The sequence below is a fragment of the Pseudomonas grandcourensis genome, assembly GCF_039909015.1.
In the GTDB taxonomy this organism is placed as follows: domain Bacteria; phylum Pseudomonadota; class Gammaproteobacteria; order Pseudomonadales; family Pseudomonadaceae; genus Aquipseudomonas; species Aquipseudomonas grandcourensis.
In genome coordinates this window covers 762,396-782,092 of the sequence record NZ_CP150919.1, presented here as the reverse complement: position 1 = coordinate 782,092, position 19,697 = coordinate 762,396, and the positions used below count along the sequence as shown (strand labels likewise).

General features: G+C 61.7%; 17 protein-coding genes. 10 read left to right on the top strand and 7 right to left on the bottom strand.

Annotated features, from left to right (window positions below; translation table 11 throughout):
* Positions 1 to 86: 86 nt before the first annotated feature.
* Positions 87 to 2,480, top strand: coding sequence for a heavy metal translocating P-type ATPase (locus AABM52_RS03355; RefSeq protein WP_347910412.1), 2,394 nt, complete (start codon positions 87 to 89; stop codon positions 2,478 to 2,480).
* A complete protein-coding gene (gene cueR, locus AABM52_RS03350) occupies positions 2,477 to 2,902 on the top strand; it encodes a Cu(I)-responsive transcriptional regulator (protein WP_347910410.1) in 426 nt (141 codons plus the stop codon). The genes AABM52_RS03355 and cueR overlap by 4 nt, the downstream gene beginning before the upstream one ends.
* Before the next feature lie 141 nt (positions 2,903 to 3,043).
* Here the strand turns inward: cueR and AABM52_RS03345 are convergent, their stop codons facing one another.
* On the bottom strand, positions 3,044 to 3,937 hold the full coding sequence (locus tag AABM52_RS03345) for a PA4780 family RIO1-like protein kinase (protein ID WP_347910409.1): 894 nt from the start codon (positions 3,935 to 3,937) through the stop codon (positions 3,044 to 3,046).
* A 445-nt stretch (positions 3,938 to 4,382) separates the two neighbouring features.
* Between AABM52_RS03345 and AABM52_RS03340 the strand changes: the two genes are divergently transcribed.
* Positions 4,383 to 6,329: a methyl-accepting chemotaxis protein gene (locus AABM52_RS03340; RefSeq protein ID WP_347910408.1), complete on the top strand. Its 1,947-nt coding sequence runs from the start codon at positions 4,383 to 4,385 to the stop codon at positions 6,327 to 6,329.
* A 164-nt stretch (positions 6,330 to 6,493) separates the two neighbouring features.
* On the opposite strand, the gene AABM52_RS03335 is transcribed toward AABM52_RS03340, so the two are convergent.
* Positions 6,494 to 7,771 (bottom strand): acetyl-CoA C-acetyltransferase, encoded by a 1,278-nt coding sequence (locus AABM52_RS03335; protein WP_347910407.1) that lies wholly within the window; start codon positions 7,769 to 7,771, stop codon positions 6,494 to 6,496.
* Positions 7,772 to 7,992: 221 nt separating this feature from the next.
* On the opposite strand from AABM52_RS03335, the gene AABM52_RS03330 reads away from it, so the two are divergent.
* Together AABM52_RS03330 and AABM52_RS03325 are read left to right on the top strand one after the other, a co-directional pair.
* Entirely contained in the window at positions 7,993 to 9,345 is a 1,353-nt protein-coding gene (locus tag AABM52_RS03330; RefSeq protein ID WP_347910405.1) for a 3-oxoacyl-ACP reductase, read from the top strand.
* A gap of 2 nt (positions 9,346 to 9,347) precedes the next feature.
* Positions 9,348 to 10,202 carry a MaoC/PaaZ C-terminal domain-containing protein gene (locus tag AABM52_RS03325; RefSeq protein WP_347910403.1) on the top strand — a complete coding sequence of 285 codons (855 nt, stop codon included), beginning with the start codon at positions 9,348 to 9,350 and terminating at the stop codon, positions 10,200 to 10,202.
* A 579-nt stretch (positions 10,203 to 10,781) separates the two neighbouring features.
* Here the strand turns inward: AABM52_RS03325 and AABM52_RS03320 are convergent.
* A complete protein-coding gene (locus AABM52_RS03320) occupies positions 10,782 to 11,195 on the bottom strand; it encodes a response regulator (RefSeq protein ID WP_347910402.1) in 414 nt (137 codons plus the stop codon).
* Positions 11,196 to 11,270: 75 nt separating this feature from the next.
* The gene (locus AABM52_RS03315; RefSeq protein ID WP_347910400.1) at positions 11,271 to 11,468 is read right to left on the bottom strand and encodes a Flp family type IVb pilin; all 198 of its coding nucleotides are present in this window, start codon (positions 11,466 to 11,468) and stop codon (positions 11,271 to 11,273) included.
* 322 nt (positions 11,469 to 11,790) lie between these two features.
* Here AABM52_RS03315 and cpaB point away from each other — a divergent pair, with 322 nt between their 5' ends.
* The 5 genes from cpaB (at position 11,791) to AABM52_RS03290 (ending at position 17,109) form a co-directional block, all read left to right on the top strand.
* The gene (gene cpaB / locus AABM52_RS03310; protein WP_347910398.1) at positions 11,791 to 12,735 is read left to right on the top strand and encodes a Flp pilus assembly protein CpaB; all 945 of its coding nucleotides are present in this window, start codon (positions 11,791 to 11,793) and stop codon (positions 12,733 to 12,735) included.
* Between the two features lie 119 nt (positions 12,736 to 12,854).
* Complete coding sequence (locus tag AABM52_RS03305; RefSeq protein WP_347910396.1) at positions 12,855 to 14,045, top strand: pilus assembly protein; 1,191 nt, start codon at positions 12,855 to 12,857, stop codon at positions 14,043 to 14,045.
* Entirely contained in the window at positions 14,042 to 15,322 is a 1,281-nt protein-coding gene (locus AABM52_RS03300; RefSeq protein WP_347910395.1) for a CpaF family protein, read from the top strand. The genes AABM52_RS03305 and AABM52_RS03300 overlap by 4 nt, the downstream gene beginning before the upstream one ends.
* A gap of 9 nt (positions 15,323 to 15,331) precedes the next feature.
* Positions 15,332 to 16,216, top strand: coding sequence for a type II secretion system F family protein (locus AABM52_RS03295; protein ID WP_347910394.1), 885 nt, complete (start codon positions 15,332 to 15,334; stop codon positions 16,214 to 16,216).
* 2 nt (positions 16,217 to 16,218) lie between these two features.
* A complete protein-coding gene (locus AABM52_RS03290) occupies positions 16,219 to 17,109 on the top strand; it encodes a type II secretion system F family protein (RefSeq protein WP_347910393.1) in 891 nt (296 codons plus the stop codon).
* On the opposite strand, the gene AABM52_RS03285 is transcribed toward AABM52_RS03290, so the two are convergent.
* The 3 genes from AABM52_RS03285 to AABM52_RS03275 form a co-directional block, all read right to left on the bottom strand.
* Positions 17,106 to 17,462 (bottom strand): DUF6124 family protein, encoded by a 357-nt coding sequence (locus AABM52_RS03285; RefSeq protein ID WP_347910392.1) that lies wholly within the window; start codon positions 17,460 to 17,462, stop codon positions 17,106 to 17,108. The genes AABM52_RS03290 and AABM52_RS03285 overlap by 4 nt on opposite strands.
* An 853-nt stretch (positions 17,463 to 18,315) precedes the next feature.
* Positions 18,316 to 19,098 (bottom strand): response regulator transcription factor, encoded by a 783-nt coding sequence (locus tag AABM52_RS03280; protein WP_347910390.1) that lies wholly within the window; start codon positions 19,096 to 19,098, stop codon positions 18,316 to 18,318.
* A 114-nt stretch (positions 19,099 to 19,212) separates the two neighbouring features.
* A complete protein-coding gene (locus tag AABM52_RS03275; RefSeq protein WP_347910388.1) occupies positions 19,213 to 19,683 on the bottom strand; it encodes an A24 family peptidase in 471 nt (156 codons plus the stop codon).
* Positions 19,684 to 19,697: the final 14 nt, after the last annotated feature.

The following is a 19,697-nucleotide window of genomic DNA, read 5'->3' as shown; positions in this document are numbered from 1 at the left end:
CGGCTGCTTGATCTGAAACATGGCACTTGACCTTGCCAGCATGGCAAGGTTGATCCTGTGGTCATCTACTACAGGGAGTGCGACCGATGTCCGAATCCACCACGTTCGACCTGCCGATTGCCGGCATGACCTGCGCCAGTTGCGCCGGGCGGGTCGAGCGCGCCTTGAGCAAAGTCATTGGCGCCAGTGCCGTCAGCGTCAACCTCGCCACTGAACAGGCGCGGGTCCAGGCCCCCAGCGACAGCCTGCCGGCCTTGATGGATGCCGTGGCCAAGGCCGGCTACAGCGTGCCGCAACAGAGCCTGGAGTTGAGCATCGATGGCATGACCTGCGCGTCCTGCGTTGGTCGGGTCGAGCGTGCGCTGGGCAAGGTGGCCGGAGTGAAAAGCGTCAGCGTCAACCTGGCCAACGAACGCGCCCACCTTGAACTGCTCGGCCAGATCGATCCGCAAACCTTGATCGCCGCTGTGGCCAAGGCTGGCTACAGCGCCAGCATCCGGGAAGCCGAACACCCGCCAACCGACAATCAGCAACAGCGACTGCACCGCGAACGCCTGGCCTTGATCATCGCCATTGCCCTCGCCTTGCCGCTGGTATTGCCGATGCTGCTACAGCCATTCGGCGTGCACTGGATGCTCCCGGCCTGGGCGCAATTCGCCCTGGCCACGCCGGTACAATTCATCTTCGGTGCACGGTTCTACGTCGCCGCCTGGAAAGCCGTGCGCGCCGGAGCCGGCAACATGGACCTGCTGGTCGCCCTGGGCACCAGCGCCGGTTATGGCTTGAGCCTGTACGAATGGGCCACCGCCGCCGGGCGCATGCCGCATCTGTACTTCGAAGCCTCGGCGGTGGTGATCGCCCTGGTGCTGCTGGGCAAATACCTGGAAAGCCGCGCCAAGCGCCAGACCGCCAGCGCCATCCGCGCCCTCGAAGCCTTGCGCCCGGAACGGGCGATCCGGGTGATCGATGGCCACGAGCAAGACGTCGCCATCAGCGCCCTGCGTCTCAATGACCTGGTGATGGTCAAACCCGGCGAACGCTTCCCGGTGGACGGCGAAGTGGTTGAAGGCCAGAGCCACGCCGACGAAGCCCTGATCAGTGGCGAGAGCCTGCCGGTGCCCAAGCAGCCCGGCGACAAGGTCACCGGCGGCGCGATCAACGGTGAAGGCCGGTTGCTGGTGCGTACCCAGGCCCTCGGTGCGGAAACCGTGCTGGCGCGGATCATCCGTCTGGTGGAAGACGCCCAGGCCGCGAAAGCGCCGATCCAGAAACTGGTGGATAAAGTCAGCCAGGTGTTCGTGCCCACCGTGCTGCTGATTGCCCTGGCCACCCTGATCGGCTGGTGGCTGTACGGCGCGCCGATGGAAACCGCGCTGATCAATGCCGTGGCGGTGCTGGTGATCGCCTGCCCGTGCGCCCTGGGCCTGGCCACGCCGACGGCGATCATGGCCGGCACCGGCGTGGCCGCGCGCTACGGGATTCTGATCAAGGACGCCGAAGCACTGGAGCGAGCCCACGAAGTCAGCGCGGTGGTGTTCGACAAGACCGGTACCCTGACCTCCGGCGCCCCGCGCATTGCGCATCTGAGTGCCATCGACGGTGATGAGGCGCGCCTGCTGCAATTGGCCGGCGCCCTGCAACGCGGCAGTGAGCACCCGCTGGCCAAGGCTGTTCTGGATGCCTGTGCCGAGCGTGGATTGAAGGTGGCCGATATCAACGACAGCCAGTCCCTGACCGGCCGCGGCATCGCCGGCAACCTCGTGGGGCGTCGCCTGGCGCTGGGCAATCGACGTCTGCTGGAGGACAGCGGCTTGAATGCCGGGCCGTTGGCTGACTCCGCAATCGCGTGGGAAAAAGAAGGCCGGACCTTGTCCTGGCTGATCGAACAATCCCCCGAACCACAGGTGTTGGCCCTGTTCGCCTTCGGTGACACCCTCAAGCCCGGCGCGCTGCAAGCGGTACAACAATTGAGCGCGCGGAACATCAGCAGCCACCTGCTGACCGGCGACAATCGCGGCAGCGCCAAAGTGGTCGCCGAGGCGCTGGGCATCCACGATGTACATGCCGAAGTGCTGCCGGCAGACAAAGCCGCCACGGTCGCCGCACTGAAACAAACCGGGGTGGTGGCGATGGTCGGCGACGGCATCAACGACGCCCCGGCACTGGCTGCCGCCGACATCGGCATCGCCATGGGCGGCGGCACCGACGTCGCCATGCACGCGGCCGGCATCACCCTGATGCGCGGCGACCCGCGACTGGTACCGGCCGCATTGGAGATCAGCCGCAAGACCTACGCCAAGATTCGGCAGAACCTGTTCTGGGCCTTCGTCTATAACCTGATCGGCATTCCGCTGGCGGCGTTCGGCTTCCTCAATCCAGTGCTTGCCGGTGCGGCCATGGCGTTGTCGAGCGTCAGCGTGGTGAGCAATGCGCTACTGTTGAAAACTTGGAAACCCAAGGACCCGGAGGATAACCGATGAACATCGGCCAAGCGGCCCGCCACAGCGGCCTGAGCGCAAAGATGATCCGTTATTACGAATCCATCGGCCTGCTCAAGGCAGCCCATCGCACCGACAGCGGCTACCGGGTATATGGCGATGACGACCTGCACACCCTGGCGTTCATCAAGCGCTCGCGGGACCTGGGGTTTTCCTTGGAAGAAGTCGGCAAGTTACTGACCCTCTGGCAAGACCGCCAGCGCGCCAGCGCCGATGTTAAGGCGTTGGCCCGCCAGCATATCGATGAGTTGAACCAGAAGATCCGAGAACTGGGCCAGTTGCGCGACACCTTGCAGGACCTGGTTGAGCACTGTCAGGGCGATCATCGGCCGGATTGCCCGATACTGAAGAATCTGGAGTCGGGGTGTTGTGCCGCCCCTACCAACCACCGCAACTCCCTGTAGGAGTGAGCCTGCTCGCGATAGCAATCTGCCTGACACATCAATGTTGAAAGTGCCGACGCTATCGCGAGCAGGCTCACTCCTACAAGGGGTTTGGGTGGCGCACAAAAAACCCGGCCGAAGCCGGGTTTTTTCTTTATCCGATCACTGCATCCACGGTGGAGGCGGCTCTTCGGTCTTGCCCGGCGGAGCATCGTCCGCCGCGCGTACGGCTTGCTTGCGCTCTTCATCCAGGCGTGCGGCCTCGATCTCGCGCATGATTCCGCCCACGTCGGCCAGCTCTTCCGTCTCGGCGAACTCGCCGGTCAGGACACTGGCCGGGTGCAAGGTGCCGGCCTCGTACAAGGCCCACATTTCCTTGGCGTACTTGGTCTTCTTCAACTCCGGTGCGAACCGACCGAAGTAGGACGCCATGTTGCCCACATCCCGCTCCAGCATGCTGAACGCGTGGTTGTTGCCCGCCGCGTCCACCGCCTGCGGCAGATCGATGATCACCGGGCCGGTCGGCGTCAGCAGTACGTTGAACTCGGACAGGTCGCCGTGCACCAAGCCGGTACACAGCATCAGCACGATCTGGGAAATCAGATACGCGTGATACTCCCGGGCCTGGTCCGGCTCCAGCACCACATCGTTCAGGCGCGGCGCGGCATCACCGTACTCGTCGGCCACCAGTTCCATGAGCAGCACGCCTTCGAGGAAGTCGAACGGCTTGGGCACCCGTACACCGGCACTGGCCAGACGGAACAGCGCCGCCACTTCGGCGTTCTGCCAGGCGTCCTCGGTTTCCTTGCGGCCAAACTTGGAGCCCTTGGCCATCGCACGGGCCTGACGGCTGTTGCGTACCTTGCGGCCTTCCTGATACTCGGCCGCCTGACGGAAACTGCGTTTATTCGCCTCCTTGTAGACCTTCGCGCAACGCAACTCGTTGCCGCAGCGCACCACATAAACAGCTGCTTCTTTACCACTCATGAGTGGGCGCAGCACCTCGTCGACCAGACCGTCCTCGATCAGGGGTTCAATGCGTTTTGGAGTCTTCATCAGCTTTTATTGTGGGTCCTTTATTACCAAACACGCGAAAGTCATTCGTTATACGGCAATCCACTCACGGGGGGGAGGGGTTGCCGACTTATGAACATTGCAGATGCACACAATGTACCGATTTCATCAGGTAAAACCGACGACCGTCATGGTCGTTCCAGATCATAGCCGAGCCAGCGGCACTTGTTGTGCAGGGGCATTGAGGGCAATTGCGACAGAAGCTGACACCACAGCTCATGCCTTTCGTAGGATTTTTCCCAACAGGCCTCAATTTCCTCCGAAAACAGCCGAAGTCCTAAGTGACAAAGTGATTTGTCCGACAATCGTTGCCACAACAACAGCGATGCCGCACTCAAGGACCCGGGTTGACCAAGAACGAATACGGCTGCCAATAAACCGCGAGTCATCTGCACTGCGTGGGCCTACAAGAAAATCTGGAGCGCGGATGAACATCAAACAGAAGTTGACCTGGGCGTTTGCAATCATCGCCTGCCTGCCCGTGGTGCTGGTCGCCACCCTCGTTGTGCTGAACCTGCGCAGTGATGCCAGGGACGAATTCGTCGACGGCAGTGCCCGCGAGATTCGTCAGGTCAGCAACGCCATGCAATTGTTCTTTGACGGCATCAGCCAGAACGTCGATTACCTGGCCAAGCAGCCGTTGATCCGAAACTCCGACGACAGCCTCAAGACTTACATGGCCGCCAACGCCGAGAGCGTCCCCCAGGGCGAGGCGGACAAAAAAGTCTTCACCCTGCTCCAGGACCTGGGCAACAGCCACCCGTCCTACGCCTATGCCATCCTCGGCACGGCGGCGGGCGGCTACGTGTCGTGGCCGGATGATCCGAAGCTGAATAACTACGACCCGCGCCAGCGCCCCTGGTACAAGGCCGCCCAAGCCAAACCGGGCAAGCCGTTCCGCACCGAGGCCTACTACTGGGCCCAGGACGACGCGACCTACGTCAGCACCGTGCGCACCATCGACAACAAGCTGGGCACCAACGGCGGCGTGGTCAGCATCGACGTGACGCTCAAGCAGCTCACCGAAATCGTCAAACAGATCAAGCTCGGTGAAACCGGCTACCTGATGCTGCTGGAAAACACCGGCATGGTCCTGGTGGATCCGAAACAGCCGGAACACAACTTCAAACCGCTGAACAGCCTTGGCGACGGCTACGCGCAACTGGCCAAGGCTGGCAAAGGCCTGGTGGAAGTGGAGCTGAACGGCGAGCACTACATGGCCAACGTCTGGCCATCGGAGCAGTTGGGATGGACCTTCATCGGCCTGATCAAACAGGACGACGTGATGAGCTCCGCGACCCAGTTGACCTGGTTGATCGCCATCATCGCCGCCGTCCTGGCCGTCATCTTCGCCGTCGTCGGCGCCAGTTTTGCCAGCCTCATCGTGCGCCCGATCCGCAGCGTGGCCAGCGGCCTGGAAGGCATCGCCCAAGGCGAAGGCGACCTGACCCAGAACCTGCAAATCCGTGGCAACGACGAAACCGCGCAATTGGCCAACTGGTTCAACCAGTTCCTGACCGCGATTCGCAACCTGATCCAGAACATCGGCGGCGCGGCGGGCAAGATCCTCGCCACGTCCAAGAGTTCGACCCAGGTCTCCAGCGACATGGCCGAAGCCGCCGGACGCCAGCGTGAAGCGGTGGACATGGTCTCCACGGCGTTCCACGAAATGGTCGCCACCGCCAACGAAGTCGCGCGCTCTTGCAGCCAGGCGGCGGAGTCTGCCGACAGTGGCCAGCGCCAGGCGCGCGAAGGTCAGCAGCAGATCGATGCGGCGGTGAACAGCGTGGATCGCCTGAGCCAGGAAATCGAACAGTCGGCCCAGTCGATGCAACAACTCGAACGCGACAGCAACGACATTCAGTCGATCCTGGGGACCATCCGCTCGATCGCTGAACAGACCAACCTGCTGGCGCTGAATGCCGCGATCGAAGCGGCCCGGGCCGGTGAACAGGGACGCGGCTTTGCCGTGGTGGCAGACGAAGTACGGGCCCTGGCCAAGCGCACGGCCGACTCCACGGCGGAAATCGACGGACTGCTGGGCAACCTGGCCAAACGCACCAGCCAGGTGACCCAACAGATGCACGCGAGCCTGGAAGTGTCCCAGCAATCGGTAACGCGCATCGGCGAGGCGCGCAACAGCTTCGGGCAGATCCGCGAGTCGGTGGACGTGATCCGCGACATGAACACCCAGATCGCCACGGCGGCGGAACAACAGCATCAGGTGGCCGAAGACATCAACCGGCACATCAGCCAGATCCATGGCGATGCGCAATTGGTGGCGGAACTGGCCAACTCGGCGCGCCTGGACTCCCAGAGCCTGGCCGGGTTGTCCAATGAGCTGGACGGGTTGGTGCGCAGGTTTCGGACCTAACCCGCAAGCTCGCTCCCACAAGATTTCAGTGTCGTTCACATAATCTGAGCCAAACACAAAACCTGTGGGAGCGAGCTTGCTCGCGATGAGGCCAGCAGTTTCAACATCTTTGTTGACTGACACACCGCTATCGCGAGCAAGCTCGCTCCCACAGTTTTTTGTGTTCAGCGTTCGATAATGGCGGTCACGCCCTGCCCGCCCGCCGCGCAGATCGAAATCAGCCCGCGTCCCTTGCCCGCCGCATCCAGCAACTTCGCCAGGTTGGCGACGATGCGCCCGCCCGTGGCGGCAAACGGATGCCCCGCCGCCAATGAACTTCCCTTGACGTTGAGCCTGCTACGATCGATCGAGCCCAGCGCCGCATCGAGCCCGAGACGGGTTTTGCAGTACTCGGGATCTTCCCAGGCCTTCAAGGTGCACAGCACTTGCGCGGCGAAGGCTTCGTGGATTTCGTAGTAGTCAAAGTCCTGCAGGGTCAGGCCATTGCGCGCGAGCAAACGCGGCACGGCGTAGACCGGTGCCATCAACAACCCTTCAGCACCGTTGACGAAATCCACCGCCGCCGCCTCGCCGTCTCGCCAGTAGGCCAGGATCGGTAACCCGCGTGCCTTGGCCCATTCCTCGCTGCCCAGCAGCACCAGTGACGCACCATCGGTCAGCGGTGTGGAGTTGCCGGCGGTCAGGGTGCCCTTGGCGCTTTTCTCATAGGCCGGCTTGAGCGCGGCGAGCTTTTCCAGCGTGGAGTCCGGGCGCAAATTGTTGTCGCGAGTCAAGCCCAGGAACGGCGTCATCAGGTCGTTGTGCCAGCCCTCGGCGTAGGACGCGGCCAGTTTCTGATGGCTCTCAAGCGCCAATTGATCCTGTGCTTCGCGAGGGATGTTCCAGGTCTGGGCCATCAGCTCGCAATGCTGGCCCATGGACAACCCGGTACGCGGCTCGCCGTTGCGCGGGAACTCGGGAATCAGATGTTTGGGACGCAATTGCAGGAAGGTTTTCAGTTTGTCGCCGGTGGTTTTCGCGCGGTTGGCTTGCAGGAGGATTTTGCGCAGGCCTTCGCTGACGCTAATCGGCGCATCCGAAGTGGTATCCACGCCACCGGCAATGCCGCAGTCGATCTGCCCCAAGGCAATCTTGTTCGCCACCAGCAACGCCGCTTCCAGCCCGGTACCGCACGCCTGCTGGATGTCATAGGCCGGGGTGGTGGGCGACAGTCGCGAACCCAGTACACACTCGCGCGTGAGGTTCATGTCCCGCGACAACTTGAGCACCGCCCCGGCGACCACTTCACCGATGCGCTGGCCGTGCAGGTTGTAACGTTCGATCAGGCCTTCGAGGGCGGCGGTGAGCATCACCTGGTTACTGGCCGTGGCGTAGGGGCCGTTGGAGCGGGCGAAGGGAATCCGGTTACCGCCGATGATCGCGACGCGGCGCAGTTGGGTCATGAAAAGCTCCTGGTGAATGATTCAAATCGAAAACCGCCCCTGTAGGAACGAGCCTGCTCGCGATGGCGGCCTGTCAGCTACATTGATGTCGACTGACTTATCGCCATCGCGAGCAGGCTCGCTCCTACAATGTAACCAAGCGTAGGCCTTATCTCGTGGATCGAACGACTGATCGCCGTTCGTGGTCCACACTTTGATCCCCAGCTTTCGGAGCGCGTTCCATGTCTGACCGCTATATCGACTTCGCCAATTCGTCCATCGGACATCGCCTGGTCGGCGCCCTGGGGTTGCCGGCGCCGAGCAGACTGGAGCGCTGGCAAGCGGGCCGGTTGCGCCCCGTGGAAGGTGCACTGCTGATCGGCGGCGGGCCGTTGGCGGAACACGTCAGCGCCTTCGCCAACCGCCTGACCGACGCGATCTACAGCTACGGCACCGAGCCCTCGATGGTCACGGCCTGGATTCCCGGCCACGGACCGAAACTCAAGGCCGTGGTGTTCGATGCCAGTGACCTGCTGCACACCGATCAGCTCAAGCAACTGCGCGAGTTTTTCCAGCCGCTGATGAAGAACCTCGAACACTGTGCGCACCTGGTGATTCTCGGACGCGATCCGCAAACCCTGCGCGACCCGTTCGCCGCCAGTGCCCAACGTGCCCTGGAAGGTTTCAGCCGCTCCCTGGCCAAGGAGTTACGCAGCGGTGGCACCCTGCAATTGATCTACGTCGGCGAAGGGGCCGAGGCGCAACTGGAAGGCCCGTTGCGGTTTTTCCTTTCACCGAAAAGCGCCTTCGTGTCCGGGCAGGTCATACGCTTGAATCCGTGCGCGACGCCAGTCACCGACTGGACACGCCCGCTCGCCGGGCGCAAGGCACTGGTCACCGGCGCAGCACGCGGTATCGGTGCCGCCATCGCCGAAACCCTGGCCCGCGATGGTGCCGACGTCACCCTGCTCGACGTGCCCCCGGCCAAAACCGATCTCGAAGCCCTTGCCGCACGCCTCGGTGGGCGCAGCATCACCCTCGACATCTGCGCCGAAGACGCCGCAACGCAGTTGGTCGAACAACTGCCTGACGGCCTCGACATCGTGGTGCACAACGCCGGCATCACCCGGGATAAAACCCTGGCCAACATGACCCCGGAATTCTGGGACGCGGTGCTGGCGGTCAACCTCAACGCGCCGCAAGTGCTGACCAAAGCCCTGCTCGACAGCGGCACCCTGCACGACAACGGCCGGGTGATCCTGCTGGCGTCCATCAGCGGCATCGCCGGCAATCGCGGGCAAACCAATTACGCGGCGAGCAAGGCCGGGTTGATCGGTCTGGCACAAGCCTGGGCGCCGCTGCTCCACGAGCGCGGCATCAGCATCAACGCCGTGGCACCGGGCTTCATCGAAACACAGATGACCGCGCACATTCCCTTCGGCCTGCGCGAAGCCGGACGCCGCATGAGTTCACTGGGCCAGGGCGGCCTGCCGCAGGACGTCGCCGAAGCCGTGGCCTGGCTCGCGCAACCGGGCACCGGCGCGTTCACCGGCCAAGCGTTACGCGTGTGCGGGCAAAGCGTTCTGGGGGCTTAAGGATGATCACCGACTGGCACACACTCAACCGCGAACCCAGCCTGCCGGGGTTGTACGCACGAGCGGCGACACGGCGAAAAATCACCGGCAGCCGCCTGCCCGATTCGGGGTTGCGTTGCTGGGTCGAAGTCGATCCCAAGCGCCTGGCAGCCTATCGCAAGGTCTGTGGTTTCGCCGACAACGGCCTGCTGCCGCCGACCTACCCGCACATCCTCGGCTTTGCCTTGCAGATGCAACTGCTCACGGCCAGGGACTTCCCGTTCCCGCTGCTGGGCCTGATTCACCTGAGCAACCGCATTCGCGTACTGCGCCCCATGGGCGGGGTGAGTCGGGTGCGCGTCAGCGTGCAAGTGCAAAACCTGCAACCCCACGCCAAAGGCGCGACGTTCGATCTGCTGACCAGCCTCGACGATCAGTTGGGGCCGTTATGGGAAGCAGAAAGCCGGATGCTCTGTCGCGGCGTCAAACTCGAGGGCGAACCGCTCGAAGAGAACCAGGTATCGAGCCTTGTCCTGAGCGAAATCGAGCACTGGAAAGCGCCCACGGACATCGGCCGGCAATACGCCAAGGTGTCCGGCGACTACAACCCGATTCACCTGAGCGCAGCCAGCGCCCGACTCTTCGGCTTCCCGACCGCCATCGCCCATGGCCTGTGGAACAAGGCACGCACACTGGCTGCGCTGGCCGGGCATCTGCCAGCGGCGAATGTCGAGATCGCAGTGCAGTTCAAAAAGCCGGTACGGTTGCCCAGTGAGGTGACGTTGCTGGCCAGTGCACCGGGACCGAGCGGGGATTTTCAGTTGGTGGGAGTGGGGGAGCTGGAGCATATGGTCGGGCATTGGCGACCGGTGGCCTGACAAGGCTGATGTCTGTGGCGAGGGAGCTTGCTCCCGATGGCTGCGTACATTCAGATAATCAGGCCGGCCGGTAGGCCGCCATCGCGAGCAAGCTCGCTCCCACAGGTACTGAGTACATCTGCAAGAAATTGGTCGGCTGTCAGTCGCCTTCGCTGGCAGGCCAGCTCCCACAGAAGAGCAAAGGCAGAGCAGCCCACACCACCCCGTCGCTTCTCACCACTCATCAGGCCGAGCGTTAGCTCGCCTGCAGCTCTTGATCTTGATCCACCCGCCCCCTCGGAAGGCTGAGTGGAGGTGTTCATCCGGGGATTGGCGCGCAGCGCCGTTCGACGTAGTCGAACTCATTGCATGTAGGTCGAAGCGAAGCCGACCGGAGGGCAATGCCCCCGGATGAATACCGCAGCGAAGGAACGCCGAGCCTTAGCGAGGGGCCGTACGTAAGGGGCAAGACCTTTGGTTCCTTTGGGGCGTTTGCCAAAGGGACTCGCCGTAAGGGCGAAACCGCCAGCCGCTGTAACCGCAGAAATGAATATGTACACAACCCAAACCACCAACATGGTCGGCCCAGAGGCCGCCAAGTCAACCTTTGACCAAATAAACCTGCGGTTGAGGAAACAGATTATTCAGCGTCTCCAACAACCGCACGTGATAAATCGGCTTGCGAAAAAGATCCAGCACCTGCAAGCGCAACATGTCACTGACATCATCCATGCCCGCATGCCCCGACATCACAATCACCGGCAAATGCTCGCGCGACGTATGCTCGCGCAAGCGCTTGATCAACGACATGCCGCTCTCCTCCGGCATGCGCAAATCGGTGATCACCAAAGCGATATCGGGATGCCTGGTCAGATGCTGCAGCGCGAGCTTGACCGAAGTGGCCGTAAAACAATTGAACCCCTCACCCTCCAGCAACTCCGCCAACTCAAGCAATGCGTCCTCTTCGTCATCCACCAGAAGCAACTGTTGGCGTGGCTGTGCGAGAGCGTTCATGAGGTAACACCTGCAATGGACGAAGCGCTGACGTTAGTAACCCTGTGAAGCAACAGCAAATTGTCGACTTCCTTGTCACAGCGCCGCTTGAATCGTGGTGAACGTGGCCCTGATGGCGCTCTGGACACCCGTACTGAAACCGGCAAGCACCACCGCAACCATGGCCGCAATAATCGCGTACTCAATACCGGACGCACCCTCGGTATCCTTGACCAGGCCTTTGTAAAAAGCGATCCCGGATTTGACCTTCTCAACAAGCTTGGAAAAAGACATGGCATTTCTCCTGGACGACTACGGGTGTTGCACGGACGCAACATGATTCCCCAGTGCCAGCACCAGCATTGTCGGCATTCCCTGGCCCAACAACTGTAAATACGCATTAACACTAAAGTATTAACCGTTTCGTTGACGTCAAAAACAGGTCGTTTTATCGCAACTTTGCACTTTCGTTAGATATTTTCCCCGCACTAATGGCATTTTGCTCTACCTGCGCTACGGTCAAATAGCGAAATAGTTCCATGTTCATAGCTGCCTGATTGCGAAGTTGTCTCGTTGGACTTGACGGGGTTTGCGCAGCAGGAAAGGGAGAGCCTTCATGAACAGCCGTGTCACTCTGGGCCTCGCCGGATTGTTTCTGGTCGGCGCCATCATTACCGGTTACTGGGGACTCACATTGAGTCGTCAATCGACCCCCGAATCCGTTACCCAATCCACCGCCAGCGCACCGCTCGCCATCGCACAGGCGCCTCTGTCGGCAAATGACCCGACTCGCCATCCGGTGGTTGTGCTGGTCAACGATGTCGCACCGTATATGCCGATCAGCGCCGCCGATGTCGTCCTGGAACAGCTGCACACCGTCCCGGCCGGCAGCCTGACCAGCCTCGACCAGGCGATTGGCCACACCCCTTGGCGCGCCCTCACCGCCGGCAGCTGGCTCAATGATGAAAGCTTCGAAGCCGGCAGCAAGCTGTCGCGGATGATCCGCCCCAATGAGCGCGCCCTGGCGGTTGCCATGGAAGAAGTGGTCAGTATCAGCGGGCAACTGACACCGGGCGACTATGTCGACGTGCTGCTGTTCCTGCGCATGGACACCCTCAATCCGCAGCCAACCGCCCAACTCGTGGTGCCCGCCTTGCGGGTGCTCGGGGTCGGCGAGCAGTTGGGGTTGACCAACGACGGCCAGCCTTCCAGCCCGCCGCGCAACGCCGATGAAAAACTCAAACAGGATCAATCCCGCGCCGCGGCCCGGACCGTGTTGCTCGCCGTTCCTGAACAACTGGTGAGCCGCCTGATGCTCGCGACCCAGGCCGGCGTGCTGCGCCTGGCCGTGCGTAGCGCCGATGAGAAACGCCTGGCACGCTACTGGGCCGGCGAAAGCAGCTCTGCCGCCAACCTGGCCAATGCCAACCGCGAGTTGTTGCAATTCAGCCAACTGGCCATGACTGCGCCGCCCAAACCCGTTGCCAGCCCTGGCGCCGTATCGCGCAAAACCAGCGTGGAAGTCATTCGCGGCAACGAGATCACTCAACAAATACCCTGAATCGAACAAGGACGCCTTTCCATGCGCAGACGTTTTACGTCGTTGTTCAATGGCTCGATCCAGGGCGCTTTGCTCGGCGGCCTGCCGGCGAGTGCGGTATCACGCAGTGAGTTATCGTAATGAGCCAGAACCTGAGTCAAACCTTCCTCGCGATCACGCGCAACAGCACCGACCTGGAATGGCTGCAAGGTGCTCTCGCGCCCTTGGGCCAGGTGGTCAGCGCCGGTGGCGGCAGCCTCGACGAACTGTTGGCACTGGTGGACGTGACCTGCGCCAGCCTGGTGTTCATCGGCCTGGACCGCGACCACGTGGTCACCCAAAGCGCGTTGATCGAAGGCGCGCTGGAAGCCAAGCCGATGCTGGCGATCGTCGCGCTGGGCGACGGCATGGACAACCAGCTTGTACTCAATGCGATGCGCGCCGGGGCCAGGGATTTCGTGGCCTATGGTTCACGCTCCAGTGAAGTCGCGGGGCTGGTGCGACGCCTGAGCAAACGCCTGCCAGCTGTCGCACCGAACACGCACCTGGGCCGCCTGACCGTACTGTATGGCGTGCAGAGCAACACCGACGGCGCATTGCTGGCCACGCACATGGCGCAAGTGGTGCAAAAAAGCGGACAGCACACGCTGCTGCTGGACCTTGGATTACCCCGGGGCGATAGCCTGGCGCTGCTCGGCCTTGAGAGCTCGTTTCATTTCGGCGATGCATTGCGCCACTTGCGACGCCTGGACGCGACGCTGATCGACAGCGCCTTCACCAGTTGTGAAGCCGGGCTGCGCATCCTCGCCTATGCCAGTGGCGATGAACCGCTGGAGCACACCAGCGCCGCCGAGCTGTACATGTTGCTCAGCGCCCTGCGCCAACACTTCCAGCACATCGTGGTAAACCTCACGGGCCAACCTGACAGCGAAGCGCTGCGCACCTTCGTCAACCATTGCGACAAACTGCTGTGGTACACCGACCAGAACGTGCTCGACTGCCGCCGCAATCTCGCGGTGCTCAACTTGTGGCGCGAAAAAGGCATGAAGCTCGATCACGCCAAACTGCTCGTGGACCGCTACCTGCGCAGCGTCGCGCCGGACTCCGACACCCTGGGCAAGACGTTCGGCCTAGAGATCATCGCCACCCTCGCCTACAGCCCGGAAGTGCGGCTCAACGCCAAGAACCAGGGCCTGACCCTGTTCGAACTGGCCCCACGCGAAGGCCTCACCCAGAGCTTGCGCACCCTCGGCGAGTGCCTGGCCAAACATTCCGAAGGCCTGGCCAAACCCAAGACCGGCTGGTTCAACCGCTTGAGGGGCGCACAATGAGCAGTGAAAAACTCTTCGGCTCCCCCCATCGCGGCGCGGTCGGCAATACCGACCACGAAGGCCTGAAACTGGTGCTGCACCGCTACATCATCGACGCCATCGAAGAGTCGGGAAAAAACCTGCTGGAGGGCTCGCGCCAGACGCTGTCGCAGTTCGTGATCGACAAGGTGGCCGAGTACATCGCGCGTTTGCATCTGGCGATTTCCCGCTATGAAATGGAGCGCCTGGCCGAAGAGATCGTCGACGAACTCACCGGTTTCGGCCCGTTGGAAGTCCTGCTGCGCGACCCGGCGGTGACCGAAATTCTGGTCAACGGTCCACACCGGGTATTTGTCGAACGCGAAGGCTTGCTGCATCTGAGTGACTTGCGCTTTATCGATTCGCACCACGTCGAACGTGTCATGCAACGGATTCTCGCGCCCCTGGGCCGACGTCTCGACGAGTCTTCGCCGATGGTCGACGCGCGCCTGCCGGACGGCAGCCGGGTCAACGCCATCATTCCGCCGATAGCCCTCGATGGCCCGTGCCTGTCGATCCGCAAATTCCGCCAGGACATGCTCAAAAGCTCCGATCTGATGGCGATGCAAACCATCGATCACGCAATCTTCGAATTCATTCAGGAAGCCGTGGGCAAACGCTGCAACATCCTGATCAGCGGCGGCACCGGCACCGGCAAGACCACGCTGCTGAATATTCTCAGCCAGTTGATCAACCCTCAGGAGCGACTGGTCACCATCGAAGACGTCGCCGAACTGCAACTGGGCCACCCTCACGTCGTGCGCCTGGAAACCCGTCCACCGAACGCCGAAGGCCATGGCGAGGTGAAAGCCAGCGACCTGATTCGCAACGCCCTGCGGATGCGCCCGGACCGGATCATCCTCGGCGAAATTCGCGGAGTCGAAGTGGTCGATGTGTTGACCGCCATGAACACCGGCCACGACGGCTCGATGAGTACCGTACACGCCAACAATGCCCAGGATGCGCTGCTGCGCCTGGAGACCCTGGTGGGTTTGACCGGCCGCAGCATCGCCGAGCGCACCCTGCGGCAAATGATCTGCGCGGCGCTCGATGTGGTCATCCAGCTCACGCGCTTGCCCGACGGGCGCCGCTGCGTCAGCGAAGTGGTGGAAGTCGTCGGTGTGCGTGACGACGTATATGTCACCAACACGCTGTTCCGTTTCGACCGCCACACCGGGTTCGGTTTCCTGCGCGAAGCCGTGAACCCGGCTGGCGACAAATTGCGCCGGGACTCGGCGCTGTCTCCCTCGGCGTACTGAGGCCACGGCATGCTCAAACCGGCGCTGCTCATCTTCGTTTGCCTGATCTTGCTCGGCCTGGCGCTGCGCCTGCTCTATAACGGCTTGCGCCAGACCGGCAACGAACGGATTTTGGGACGCCTGAGCCAGGGACAACCGCTGCGGGTCGTGCAGAAGCCGTCATGGGCGGGCCTTGAGCGGGCGTTCCTGCGCGCCGGACTCGGACGTCCCACCGAACGCCTGGGTCAATGGCTGGTGTTCTGGATACTCGGGGTGCTGCTGGGGATTGCCCTGGATGGCTGGATCGGCGCGCTGCTGGCGCTACTGGTGCCTCCGGTGGTGGTACGACTGTTCGTCAGCTGGCGTTATCAGCGTCGCCTCAGTCGCATGATCGAACAGCTGCCGATGTTGCTCGACCATGCCGTACGCAGCCTGAAGTCCGGACGAACCCTGGCCGATGCCGTGCTCGGCGCCATCGACTCAGCCGAAGACCCGCTGAAAAATGCCATGGGCCGGATTCAGCGCAATGTGCAACTGGGGGTCAGCCTGGCAGACGCCGCTTCGGACTTCGCCGAGTTGTACGAGAAAGACGAACTGCGCCTGCTCGCACTCGGTTTGAAGGTCAACCACCGTTACGGCGGCAATGCCAGTGAGCTGCTGGAAAACCTGATCAAGATGATCCGCGAACGCGAGCAAGCGGCTCGCCAGCTGAAGGCCATGACCGGCGAAACCCGTATCACTGCCGTGGTCCTGGCCCTGCTGCCGGTCTCGGTCGCAGGCTACTTTCTCATCACCAATCCAACCTACCTGCTTTCCATGTGGCACGACAGCTCGGGGCAAACCATGCTGGCGAGTGCCTTCGGATTTCAGGTGATCGGTTGCCTGGCGCTCTGGCGCATGTTGCGTAGCCTATGAATATGAAGATGCTCTTGCTGGTGAGCGCACTGCTGCTTTTCGGGGCGGCACTGTTGTTGCTCAGCGCCTTGCTGGACCAAAGCCGACGGGCACGCCAGGTGGCCCATCGGCTCGATGGCAGGGCACCGGGTGATAGCCACCTCACCCTACTGCTGCAAGCCCTGGGCGCCAGTCGCCTGGGGCAGCAGTCGGTCAAAATGGACAACGAAACCCAGGCCCTGCTCAACCGCCTGGGCTGGCGCAGCGTACGCCAACGCTCGCTGTTTGCCGCCTTGCAGGTGGGCGTGCCGGTGTTGGCGCTGTCCTTGTGCTTGCTGATCCAGGGGCTGTTCTACCCGAATGTGGAGAACCACTGGATCGCCCCGATGCTCGCCACCAGCGCCGGCTATCTGTTGCCCAAACGCTGGCTGGCCGCCGCCGCACAGCGTCGGCAAAAACAACTGGCCATCGAAACCTCAACCTTCATTGCGCTGCTGCGCACCCTGTTCGAATCCGGCATGGCGGTGGAGCAATCCCTGCGTGTACTGAGCCAGGAGGGCAGGCAATTGCTGCCCGCCCTCACCCATGAACTGCGCCTGATTCTGAGCCGCGTCGATTCCGGCCTGGAACTGGGCGAAGAGCTGAACAAGACCACCCACTTGCTTGCGGTAGACGAGTTCACCGACACCTGCGTGATCCTTCAACAATTGATCCATCAGGGTGGCGGCGCGATGAAATCCCTGCTGGCGCTCAAACAGTTGCTCGACGACCGGCGCCTGACGCGCCTGCAGGAATACATCTCCAAGATGTCCGCCAAAATGTCGGTCGTGATGATGCTGTTTCTCTTCCCGGCGTTATTGATCGTCCTGGCCGGCCCTGGCTTCACCGCCCTGGCCCGGTCCTTTGGCCATTAATCTTGCGGATCGAGATTATCCAGCGCCCGATTCACCGCCAGCTCACCCAGCATGATCACCTGCGCAATCCCCAGCATCGTATTGCGCTGCGAGCCCTGCAGAAACCCCGCGAAATCACTTGCCATCACACTCGCCGACGCCAGTGATTCACAGGCGTGGGCCAGCAAGGTTTCGGTGTCGATGTCCGGGGCGACGACGAACATCGTGCCGGGCTTGTGGGGGGCAGGTTGTCTGGGTGGATTGAGGTAGTGATCGAGGGCGCGGTCAGCGGCTTCGTGGAGTTTGTTTGAGTGGGGGGATTGATAGGGGGAAACGTCGTCGGTTTCGGGGGGATTTGGGGTGGGTTTGATCATGGTGAAGCTCCAAGTATGAGATGGAGCTGCCACTGATCGCCGCGACAGCAATCAAGGGTGGCAGCTGTACGCGGGGTCGCGGACCGAGCTACTTGGAAACCCGGCATACCCGAAGGTATCCCGCGCACAGCCACCATTACATCAAACGACAAGCACCGAAGCGCTCCGGTTTGAGCCGGTGGATTATGCACCAAGTAAACTAAAAGGCCGCGACAGCCCGGTCACTGATTTTGCAGCGACCGACAAAGGCTAGAGATCGCGCTTCCGACGGACAACCTGAAAAGCGTGTCGGAGATTTCCCAGGGATTTGAGGAAAACTACACAGGAATGTGTTGGCTGGAAGGACGTCATCGCGAGCAGGCTCGCTCCTACAGTTGGGCTGGGTACATCTGAAAGAAATGGGTTGGCTGGCAGGCCGCCATCGCGAGCAAGCTCGCTCCCACAGAAAAGCAAAAGCACATCAGAACAGACCACCGCGTCGCTCTTCACCACTCATCAGGCCGAGCGTTAGCTCGCCTGCAGCTCTTGATCTTGATCCACCCGCCCCCTCGGAAGGCTGAGTGGAGGTGTTCATCCGGGGACTGGCGCGCAGCGCCGTTCGACGCAGTCGAACTCATTGCATGTAGGTCGAAGCGAAGCCGACCGGAGGGCAATGCCCCCGGATGAATACCGCAGCGAAGGAACCCCGAGCCTAAGCGAGGGGCCGTACGTAAGGGGCGAGACCTTTGGTTCCTTTGGGGCGTTTGCCAAAGGGACTCGCCGTAAGGGCGAAACCATAAGCCGCCGTTACCGAAGAAACGGATATGTACACAACCCAAACCACCAACATGGTCGGCCCAGAGGCCGCCAAGACTCAGTGCGCCGTAACCCGCTGCCGCCCCACGGAACTACTGGGCGACAAGGCCAACGCCAACTGCGTCCGATTATGCATATGCGTCAACCGCAACACCTGCGACACATACAACTTCACCGTGTTCTCGGTAATCCCCAACTCACAGGCAATCTGATAATTGGTATGCCCCTTGCCCACCAGCCGCGCCACATCCAACTGCCGCGGAGACAGCTGATTGAAAATCGCCGGAACCTCCACCGCATCAATATCAACGACACCCCGGTCACCTGCATCCGCCGCATGCGGCCCGCGCCGAACCTTGTCCAGGTCCTGGTACAGATCATCGATCGACTCGGACAGATACTGCAGCTTCTGATTCAAATGCCCCAACTCCAGACTCTTGTGCCTCTCCTGCAAGGCCACTTCCTGCCGCTGCAAACCCTCAAACAACTCATTCAGATCAATGGGCTTCTGGTAATAGTCGGACACTCCAGCGCGCAGGGCCTTGATCACGTCCTGCTTGTCGGCACACCCGGTAAGCATGATCGCCTCGAATGCCCGGTGCTTGCCCGATAGCCGTTGCAACTCCTGCATCAGCTCAATTCCGTTCATGCCGGGCATCTGAAGATCCAGCAACACCAGGCCGATATCGAGGTCTTCGCTGAAACGCTCGATCGCCTGACAAGCCGATTCGCAGGGAACACAACGGTAACCTTTGCCCTCAAGAAATTCGCAAAGCTCTTCAACGATCAATGGCGCATCGTCGACCACAAGGACTTTTACTGCCGAAGTAAACTTGCTCACGAGCAACTCCCTGTCAGGTCAAAGGTTGACCCGTCCCACAGCGACAGCCAGCGGCTGTACAACTTCTGTCTGAAAAGTAGACGTAGTTTGCGGCTATGTACACAAAAGGGTCGATTAGTGGAGCCAGGCAAATGTCAGCATCAGCCCCACCAGCACGAAGGGTGCAAATGGCTGCTTCCTTGACATTTCAGGCGCCATATAAAAAAGATGGGTTCTAAGCCCTTGACTCATATGAAGCCAGACTCTTGGCGCCAGCAGCAGCCAGAAAACGCTGGCCAATCCGGCGCCAATAAACGTGCCGAGCACGTGCATACCGTCCGTCGCAAGACCCAGGGCGGCCATAAGTTTCACGTCTGCGCCACCCATTCGCTTCATGGCGTAGCCCGGTAGCGTGAAGCCCAGAGCCAACAAAAAAGCCCAGCCGCCCTGTTGCGCCTCGGCACCCAGCCAGGTCGTATCGCTCCACAGCAACCACGCCAGGGCCAAGGTGCCGCCGCCCAGGGTCAGGCCATTGGCGATGTGCCGCTGCCGGGCATCCTGTGCGGCGCACAGCGCCAGCCAGATCAGTAGGACAAAGCTCTGCATTCGGTAAAAAACGT